Annotated in this window: 9 protein-coding genes and 1 pseudogene; 8 read left to right on the top strand and 2 right to left on the bottom strand. The window is 69.7% G+C overall.

Annotated elements, in window-relative coordinates; genetic code table 11:
* From Mhypo_RS16040 to Mhypo_RS16010, 7 genes and pseudogenes are all read left to right on the top strand, one after another.
* Positions 1-254, top strand: a pseudogene (locus Mhypo_RS16040) (hypothetical protein); the annotation flags it as partial.
* Between the two features lie 183 nt (positions 255-437).
* Positions 438-1,598, top strand: a complete 1,161-nt coding sequence (locus Mhypo_RS16035; RefSeq protein ID WP_186814669.1) for an RNA-guided endonuclease InsQ/TnpB family protein — start codon at positions 438-440, stop codon at positions 1,596-1,598.
* Between the two features lie 68 nt (positions 1,599-1,666).
* Positions 1,667-2,092 carry a hypothetical protein gene (locus Mhypo_RS16030; RefSeq protein ID WP_027883185.1) on the top strand — a complete coding sequence of 142 codons (426 nt, stop codon included), beginning with the start codon at positions 1,667-1,669 and terminating at the stop codon, positions 2,090-2,092.
* A 3-nt stretch (positions 2,093-2,095) separates the two neighbouring features.
* Positions 2,096-2,347 (top strand): glutaredoxin family protein, encoded by a 252-nt coding sequence (locus Mhypo_RS16025; RefSeq protein WP_027888008.1) that lies wholly within the window; start codon positions 2,096-2,098, stop codon positions 2,345-2,347.
* A 695-nt stretch (positions 2,348-3,042) separates the two neighbouring features.
* The gene (locus Mhypo_RS17975; protein WP_150117948.1) at positions 3,043-3,285 is read left to right on the top strand and encodes a hypothetical protein; all 243 of its coding nucleotides are present in this window, start codon (positions 3,043-3,045) and stop codon (positions 3,283-3,285) included.
* 114 nt (positions 3,286-3,399) lie between these two features.
* The gene (locus Mhypo_RS16015) at positions 3,400-3,999 is read left to right on the top strand and encodes a QcrA and Rieske domain-containing protein (RefSeq protein ID WP_027888006.1); all 600 of its coding nucleotides are present in this window, start codon (positions 3,400-3,402) and stop codon (positions 3,997-3,999) included.
* Positions 4,000-4,010: 11 nt separating this feature from the next.
* The gene (locus Mhypo_RS16010; protein ID WP_051349828.1) at positions 4,011-4,949 is read left to right on the top strand and encodes an urease accessory protein UreH domain-containing protein; all 939 of its coding nucleotides are present in this window, start codon (positions 4,011-4,013) and stop codon (positions 4,947-4,949) included.
* 277 nt (positions 4,950-5,226) lie between these two features.
* Here the strand turns inward: Mhypo_RS16010 and Mhypo_RS16005 are convergent, their stop codons facing one another.
* Together Mhypo_RS16005 and Mhypo_RS16000 are read right to left on the bottom strand one after the other, a co-directional pair.
* Positions 5,227-6,231 (bottom strand): tyrosine-type recombinase/integrase, encoded by a 1,005-nt coding sequence (locus tag Mhypo_RS16005; protein WP_051349827.1) that lies wholly within the window; start codon positions 6,229-6,231, stop codon positions 5,227-5,229.
* 686 nt (positions 6,232-6,917) lie between these two features.
* A complete protein-coding gene (locus Mhypo_RS16000; protein WP_147075533.1) occupies positions 6,918-7,970 on the bottom strand; it encodes an erythromycin esterase family protein in 1,053 nt (350 codons plus the stop codon).
* A 525-nt stretch (positions 7,971-8,495) separates the two neighbouring features.
* Here Mhypo_RS16000 and Mhypo_RS17970 point away from each other — a divergent pair.
* A partial coding sequence (locus Mhypo_RS17970) for a hypothetical protein (RefSeq protein WP_206074942.1) occupies positions 8,496-9,020 on the top strand: 525 nt, incomplete at its 3' end.

Here is a 9,020-nt window from a genome sequence, read left to right as displayed (position 1 = left end):
CGAGGGCCACCCTCAGGAACATCAAGCTCAACCTCTTCTGGGCCTTCGCCTACAACGTCGTGCTGATCCCGGTGGCCGCAGGCGTGCTCTACCCGCTGAACGGCTGGCTGCTCTCGCCAGTGCTGGCGGGCGCGGCAATGGGCCTCTCCTCGGTCTTTGTGCTCTCCAACGCCCTGCGCCTGCGTGGGTTCCAGCCCCCGCTGAAGGCCGAGAACCCGCTGCCTCAGCCCAGCCCCCAGGCTGTCCCTGCTTAGGCGGTGCCGCTGCCTGCAATGCGGCGCAGAAATCTACCATGCCTGCGGACATCGGCTAGCGCCTCTCGAGCGCGTGTGGCTCAAACCCAGACCTGGGGATCATCGGTAACTCGCGGCGCGGATACCCCTGCCTTCCCGCCCCGCCGTGGCGGGGCGGGGGAGGAGCGCCGCTCCTCCTTTCGCATGATGTGCTACAATGGCTTTGTGCAGACTCTTACTCTCCGCTGTACTCTCAAGCCCACTCCCGAACAGGAGGCGGCTTTGGAGGCCACGGTGCGGTTGTTTGCCGAGGGCTGCAACCACGCCCTGAGGGTGGCTAAGGAGCACGGGGAGTTCCGCAGGTTCAAACTGCACCGCCTGGTCTATAACGACCTCCGTTCGATGGGGCTCAGTGCCAACCTCGCCGTGCAGGCCATCGCTCGGGTGGGCCGCAAGAAGGGCAGTAGGGCGAAGTTCTACCAGCCCACCTCCTGCGCCTTCGACCAACGCACCCTCTCCCTGCGAGGCGAGTCGGTCTCGCTGACCACCACCGCGGGCCGCTTGGTCATCCCGATGAAGCTGGGCAACTACCAGCGCGGCTTGCTGGCGCGGGCCAGGGGCGTCCAGGGCGGGGTGCTCACCAAGGGGCCGAGGGGCAAGTGGTACATCAACCTGATGCTCAGGTTGGAAGTCCCCACCCCGCCCACAGGCGGCGGTAAAGTGGTTGGTTTGGACATGGGGCAGCGCTACATGGCTACCCTGTCCAGCGGCATCCAGGTCTCGGGCGGGGGCGTGAAGTCTCGGCGCATCCACCTCCGCAACAAGCGCGCCGAGGTACGGAGCAAGCTCGACACCGGGCGCACCAAGGGGCTGAGCGCCCTTTGGGAACGGCTTAGCGGGAGGGAGCGGCGCTTCGTGGACCACACCCTGCACACCCTGGCAAAGCGGGTCGTGGACAGCCTCGAACCCGGCGATACGCTCGCCATCGAGGACTTGACGGGGCTTAGAAGTCGCACTGCCAAGCGCGGCAGGGAGGCCCGGCACCTGCACAACCTCTGGCCCTACGGCAAGCTGCGCTTCTTGCTGGAGTACAAGGCGGCCCTGAAGGGGGTGCGGGTGGTGGCGGTAGACCCCCGGCACACCAGCCAGGAGTGCCCCCGCTGCGGACATACCGCCAGGGAGAACCGTAAAAGCCAGGCCCTCTTCCGCTGCACGGCGTGCGGCTTCCAGCATAATGCGGATTGGGTAGCCGCTACCAACATTGCCCAGAGAGCAGGCTCGACGGGCAGGGGCCGTTGTAAACCGGCCCGGATTCTGAGGGTGTCTTCTCTGCATCGTCCTCCCTCGGAAAGCCCCCGACTTTAGTCGTGGGGTGGTTTACTGCGTGTTCTGTTCGTACGGGGATGCACTTGTCTCCCAAGACAGGAGGAAGTATGAGCGAAATAACCCAAGAGAAGGACAAGTCCCTCGGCCTGTTCGTGGCCGGCCTCAAGACCAGCAAAGATAAGGTCAAAGACCGCCAGGCCTTCGTGGCCCGTTCCCAGGCCAAGTACAGCGCCCCCCTGGTGGGCGGCTTCCAGATGCTTGGGCTTGGCGGCTCCTGCGGCAAGCCCGCCTTCCTGCTGCCTTTCGCCACCCGTTGGACGCTGGAGAAGGTGGAGGCCCTCGAAGCGGTGGCCGAGCGTTTCGGGATGACCATGGAGTACGGGGCTTACCCCCACCTCAAACTACCCGACGGCACTGAAATCGCCGCCGTTCACGACTGGCTACACGAGACCCACGTCTACCTGCGACCTTCCTACGAGCGCAAGGAAGAACTGATCCAGGCCATAGCCGAGGCCATAAAGCCGGCGGGGTAGGCTGTGCTGATCCTCTACTCGACCCCGTGGTGCGGGGACTGCAAAGCCCTCAAACAGGCGCTGGCTACCTTCAACCTTCCCTACCGAGAGATCAACATCGACCAGCACCCTGAAGCCGAGCAGGAGGTATTGACCCTCAACAACGGGCGTCGCAGCGTGCCCACTTTGGTGTATGCCGGACAGGCGGCTTCGTTCAGCGGTTTCTCCGTGGCCAGGCTCAGGGCCTGGCTCCAGGCGGTCGGGATCCAGCCTTAAGTTGCTCGAGGTGGCTTTGTCAAAAGCCATCCTGAGCGACCCTCGCAGGCATGCTCGGGAGAAGAATTGGAGCGCCATAGCGGGTCTGTCAAAATGCTCATTTTGCAGGCTCACTGTAGCGCGACTTAGGGTGACGCCCCCCCAGGGCCGGAAGTCCGGGGCTTCTCGGTTCTTGCAGAACGACCCCCCTCTTGGACACGGGCCGCACGGTGAAGACGAGAATGCGTCCGAGCTGAGACGCATGTCTTGAAGGCTCCGCCCGAGCTTGAGTCCGGCAATCGGGGCTTTACACTGGCTTAACCCAAGTCGGGGAACATGTGTCTATGGAGACCCACGCTGCCCACTCGAGCCCTCGCTGGCCCGTTCTGGAGGTGTCGTTCAAGAACTGTTACGACGCCAGCGAGCTGGCGGACGTCGAGGCCTTCCTCGCACAGTTTCCGGGTGTCCAGCAGGTCCACCTCGACCGGACCACGGCCGTCGCCCACCTCAGCTACGACCCCGCGCGAACCGACGAGGCGGCCATCCGCAAGCGCTTGAAGCAGGCAGGCTACGACTGCGACTGCAGAGATTGCGTGCCCTCCACCGCCCAACCCGGCCATCCCAGCCTCGGACACGAGGGGCATGGCCACGATCCCGCTTCGACGGGCCACCACGCTTTAGCCCAGCACTCCGCCCCCGTACACGACCATGCCGCGATGGGGCACACGGCTCCTGAGATCCGGCCTGATCACGCTGGGGTGGGCCACACTGCCCACGACGAGCACGCCGGCCACAGCAGCCCTGACGACATGCTGCGGCGCTTCCTGATCTCGCTGGCCCTAACCATCCCCGTCGTGATCTTCTCGCCCATCGGCGGGGCGCTGGGCTTCCCCGACATGCCGCCCTTCGGCCTTTCGGTAGGGCTGTGGGGCTTCCTGCTGGCGACCCCAGTGGTGTGATGGGGCGGCTGGCCCTTCGTCGGCGCGGCCTGGCGGGCTTTGCTCCCGGGCGAGGCCAGTTGCTCTGGGTCGATGACCGAGCCCGGGTGTGGCGGAGCAAGTGAGGTGTCAGCTATGGAAGTGAGCGAACTCAAAGCGTACGTCCATCGCCGGGCTGTCCTGCAGGCAGCTGTGGCGACGGGGGGCGGAGCCGCCCTGCTCTCCGCGCTGTACGTAGGGGCCGGGCTGGTTCCGCAGGAGCAGGTCACCCCGGAGCGGGAGCCCGTGGCCCCGGGGGACCTGATCGTCTACGCCCAGGGCGATAGGGCCGGGCAGCCGGTCAACGCGTCCGATCTGGAGCCGGGCCAGCGCCAGGTCATCGCCTATCCCATGAACCCGCAGACCCGGGTGGTCAAGGGTGAGGAGCCGGCCAACACCCTGCTGCTGCTCCGGCTCGAGGCCGCCTCGCTCACCGCCGAGACCGCCAGGCACGCCGCCGGGGGCGTCGTGGCCTACTCGGGGGTCTGCACGCACCTGGGGTGCATCGTGAGCAACTGGATCGCTGACAAGCAGTTGCTCTTCTGCCCTTGCCACGGAGCCCAGTACGACCCGAGGGACCGCGCGAAGGCCCTGGTTGTTGCCCCTAAACCGCTTCCACAACTGCCGATCCGCGTCGAGGACGGCGTCCTGGTGGTGGCCGGGGAATTCCAGGGCCCGGTGGGGCCGCCGACCTAAAGGGAGACCCCATGGCCAAGATCCCGCCTGAGCCGCCGGGCAGCAGCACCCCCGGCCCGAAATCCGGGCGCAGGTTCCCGAGGACCCTGGGGGGTTCGAACCCGGGAAACCCCGCGGCGGTGGCGCCTTATCTGGGTTGGGGGCTGCTGGCGGGGTTGGGGCTGGCCCTGGTGCTGTTCGGCGCGCCGCTGGCGGCGCTGGCCCCGAGCCTCTATGCCCTGGCCAGCCAGCCCTACGCCTGGCTGGCCGAACCCATCAACACCCTGCGGCTCGGGCTGGGGATCCCCCTGTTGAGCGCGTTCCTGCTGGGCTTGCTGGGGGCCCTCGCCCCCTGCCAGCTTTCCACCAATGCCGCCGCCCTCTCCTGGTTGGCCCGGGACGCGCTCGAGGCCCAGGGTTCGGCCTGGAAGCGGGTGGGCTGGTTCTTGCTGGGCAAGGCGCTGGTCTACCTGGCGCTGGCAGGTGTCGCAGTCTGGGTCTTCGGGGGCACTTTCACCGCGCCCGGGGCGCTCTTCACCGGCGTCCGCCGGGTGCTGGGGCCGCTGATGGTGCTGATGGGCTTCCTGCTGCTGGGGCTGATCCGCCTGCCGGGCCCGAGCCTGGGGCCGGGCCGGCTGGGAGACTGGGCCCGGGCCAGGGGCGGCAGTCTCGGCGCTTTCACCCTGGGCGCGGCTTTCGGGCTGGCCTTCTGCCCCACCATGTTCTTCCTGTTCTTCGGGGCGATGCTGCCCGCGGCGGTGGCCTCGAGGGCGGGGCTGGTGTTCCCGGCCCTCTTCGCCCTGGGCACGGCCGTGCCGGTGCTGCTCATCCTGGCCCTGCTCGACCGGGGCAAGCCCAAAGGCGAGGTGCTGGGCGAGATGCGCCGCGGCGGGCGCCGGCTGAACCTCGCCAGCGGGGTCGTCCTGGTCGTGGCAGGGCTCTACGACACCCTCGTGTACTGGTTCTTGTAAAGCCGACCTACAACAGCACCGGCGCCAGGGCTGCGGAGCTCTCGGAGTGGCGAGCGCCCCGGGCAGGAGCATAAGCAGGTGCAGGCCCCGCCCTGGAGGCACAGCGTGGAGGCCTGCACACTCCCACCCTACGCGCCGGGCGCAACGTGGGCGCAACGGCGTGTCCCGCCGCGGGAGGTGCCGGGCCTTAGCCCCACGTCTGCAGCGGGGGAGCCAGGGGTTCTTCGGGCGGGGCCTTCCCGCGCAAGGCAGCCTCCAGTGCCTCCCCCCGGCCCGCTCACCCTTCGTCCTGGCCCGGCCCCACCTCGGGCAGCTTCTGCACGGCCTGCCGCAGGCGGCGGGCGGAGGCGTGGAGGTAGACCTGGGTGGTGGCGATCGAGGCGTGGCCCAGCAGCTCCTTGACCGCGTCCACCGGCACCCCCTCCTCGACCAGGGCGGTGCCGAAGGCGTGGCGGAACTTGTGGGGGGTGAAGCGCCGGGGGTCCAGCCCGGCCCGCACGGCCGCCGCCCGGAAGCGCAGCAGCACCCAGGTGGCGGTGGGGACCTTGCCCACCCGCCGGCCCGGCCCCCGGGCCTCGAAGACGAAGAGGCGGTCGGCCCCGCAGCCCGCCAGCGCCCGCCGCGCGGCGGGGGAGAGGGGGACCAGGCGCTCCTTGTCGCCCTTGCCCACCACCCGCACCGCCGCCGGGGCCCCGCCCTCAGGCGTACCGGCGTCCGCCGGTCCCGAAGGGAATCTGCCCTCCGTCACCAGGTCGCGCCGGCGGAGGGAGAGCGCCTCGGAGATGCGCAGCCCGGTGCCGTAGAGGAACAGGGCCAGCCGGCGCAGCAGGCCCTCCTCGGGCTCGCCCTGCAGGGCCTCGAGGAAGCGCGCGAGCTCGGCGCGCTCGGGGTGCACCGCCAGCCGGGCGCCGGCCCTGGGGCGGGCGACGGGCTCAGTCACGTCCTCGACCGCCTCGCCGCGCACCCGCCGGCGCCAGCGGCAGTAGGTGCGCAGGGCCGCCAGCAGGGCCCGCGCCCGCCTCGGCCCGGGGGAGCGCTCCTCCAGCAGGGCCCGCACCGCCTCGGGGGTCTCCCCCAGGCCGCGCCGCTCGAGGAAACGGTGCCAGGCCCGCACGTCGCGCAGGTACTTCTCCACGCCCCGGGGGGCGTGGCCCTTCTCCAGGCGTAGGTAGCGGGCGAAGGCCTCCAGGCGCTCCTCCAGCGCCGGGTCGAGGGGGGCAGGGCGGGGGAGGGGGTCCACCCGGTGTGTGGGCTTTGCCCGTCCCAGCAGGGGATCGTCCATGCGGCCATCCTAGCATAAGTTTATGGAAATGCCGATTTCCATAAAAATTCTTAAGCACCCCAGGGAAGGGCCTGGCCCCCTACTAAGCTGTGGGGTTACACCCGGGGCCGATCCTGCCTCGGGCACTGTCTGTACGCCGGTATAGGAACCGGGCGCTCGCCGCCTGTTGGACACCCCGAACCCCCTGTGGGGTTTTGAGGTTTGGGGGTTTTCGCCTCGAGGCCGTCGAGCCGGGTGCCGGACAGTGGTCAGGGGGTGGCCTCGAGCTATCCGCCCTCTGCCCACTGCCCCCGAGCTGCCCCTCGAACCCCCACCGATCTCTCCACGGCTTTACTGTTATCAGGATTGGGTCCGAGTTATCGATTTCTGGACCTATCCCAGATAAAAACGCTGTCCAGGACGGGCTCGAGACCGCCGACCGCATAAAACGAAAAGCAAGGCCCCTCCGCGGAGGGGCCCAGGGTTGGACACCGGGCTAGGTGGAGGTTTTGGGGGGTAGGGACGCCGGAATCGGAGGCTCGAGCCTCGGCCTCCACTCCCTGGGGTAGGTCGTGGCGGAGGGGCAGGGCAGGACGCCCACCCCGCTGCAAGTTCTTCTGGCACACCTGCGCCGTGCGGTCACCCATTCCCTGGCGTGGTACCCCGGTACCGAACTTTCCCACTCGCCCACGGCCCTGCTTGCTGCTTCACCGTAGGGGCTCGGCCGCGGTGGTCTTGTCGACGAAGAGCAGGGCGTCGAAGTAGTCGGGGAGGGTGGCCGGGCTCGAGCCGAGCAGGAGAGGAACGTAACTCGACCCGATGGCCTTGATGAGCTGGGGCCGCCGCAGCCAGCGCCCCAACGGGCTATCAGGCCGGACGGCGCGCAGGTCGAGCAGGAAGTCCCCGCCGAAGGCCCGGTGGAAAGCGGAGTCGGCGGTGCCGGGGAGGGTGGGGAAGATGGGCATGGCCACCCGCTCCTGGCCGACCCCGGGTAGTTGGGGCCACATGGCCAGCACCCGCCCGGAGTAGAAGGTGGTGGCCAGGGCGAAGTAGCCGCCGCCGTAGCGCTGACGCAGGTACCAGCCCATCGGGGACCCGCGCAAGGGGTAGATGGCCCGCTCGGGGAAGGCGACGTGGCCGTTGTGCGCCCAGAGGACGGCCTTGCGTCCGGGGTACTCCTTCTCCAGCACCGTGATGATGGTCTCGGCCATGAGCCGGTCCCGGGTGCCGTCGTCCAGGATGATGAACCGTGGAATCCAGCTGGGCTGATCGAAGGCCGCGTCGAAGCCGAAGAGGTCGAGGGGGCGGTCGGGGTGCTGCTGGCGGTAGCGGGCCATCCACCCCAGCAGCCCGGCGAGCTCCCGGGTGCCGGGGAACATGTTCCGCGCCGCCAGCTCGCCCGCGTCGGGCAGGCCGGCCTGGACGATGCCGTTGGCGACGGGGTCGTCAGGCGCCTCCATCCCCAGCACGCTGAAGCCCATCTCCTCGACCAGGAAGCGGATGATGGAGGCTTTGTACTCGAAGATCTCCTTGGTGCCGTGCGACCCCTCGCCCAGCCCCACCACCCGCGCGTTCCCGACCAGCCGGCGGAGGTAGGCCTTGTCGGCCGGGCTGAGCGCGGTAGGCGAACCGCTGACGGGGTGGGCCTCGCCCCGGAGCTGGGCGACGACGGGCCGGTTGGCGAGGTCGAGCGCCAGCGCGGCCAGCAGCGCCAGGGCGCACAGGAGCAGGAAGCCCCGGAGCGACGACAGGAAGCGCACCAGCCTCCAGAGCGGCCGCAGCCACCTCGAGGCCCCCCGGCCCCAGGTCACCCGCCCTCCGCGGTCCCCCGGGTGTGCCCGGCCGGCGGCCACTTCCCCGCGTTCAACACCCGATCACCTCGTAGCCATTCTACACAACCCCGGACACCCCGGCCGCCGGGCCCGACCTCGACGCCCTCGAGGCACAGGTACAGCGGGGCCGGGGGAGGCTCGCCGCGAGGCGCGACCCCAGCCGCGCCTGGCTTCCACCGCCTGCAGCTCCGGGAGCCCCCAGGCCGGCGCCACTCCCTTCGTCACCGCCACCGGGTCGTGCGCACGGGTGGGCGTCATGGCCGCCCGCCGTGACCGCCTCTGCGGCGCGCTGCCCTACGGCCGCCCGACCGCCGCAAGGCGCTGGGGTGGGGGAGGCGCCGGCAAGAGTGGTGCGGATCGCTTTAAAACACCCCGGCCTTGGAGATAATTCGGAAGAACCCAACCCAGGCCGGGGGCAACCCCCGAAGAACCCAACCCCCAGGAGGAGCCCGCGTGCACACCTACGAAGACCCCCACGACGCCCACGCCGGCATCGACGCCGACAAGGCCCGCGAGGCCGAGGCCGTCCTGCCCCCGCTGGCCCGCGCCGAGCTGGCCCGGCTGGCCGGGGCGGCGGGGCTGGCGGCGGGGGAGGAGGTCATCTTCACCTCCGAGGCGCTGGGGGCGGCGCGCCTGGAGCGCTCCGAGGTGCTCGAGCTGCTGCGGCTGGCCGACCTCTTCGCCTCGCCCAGCCGCACCGAGACCTTCTCGCTGGCCGCGGCGGAGGCCGCCCTGGCGGGCAACCTGCTGCTGCTCAACGCCCACCTCCCGGCCCACCAGGAGCGCGCCGACGCCCTGGGGGCCCTGCTCTACCCCTTCCCCGGCTACGACTGGGGCTACGAGTGGGGCGCCCCCCGCGCCGTGGGCGGGGCTTATATCGGTGCCCTTATCAAGCAGCAGAAAGCCCAGGCAGGCGAAAAACGCACCCTGGTACTGGACGGCGGCGATACCTGGACCAACTCCGGCATCTCCTTGCGC

Source organism: Meiothermus hypogaeus (genome assembly GCF_003574035.1).
Lineage (GTDB): Bacteria > Deinococcota > Deinococci > Deinococcales > Thermaceae > Meiothermus > Meiothermus hypogaeus.
Note: the sequence above shows the minus strand (reverse complement) of the source record. Positions and strands in the feature narration are given on the sequence as shown.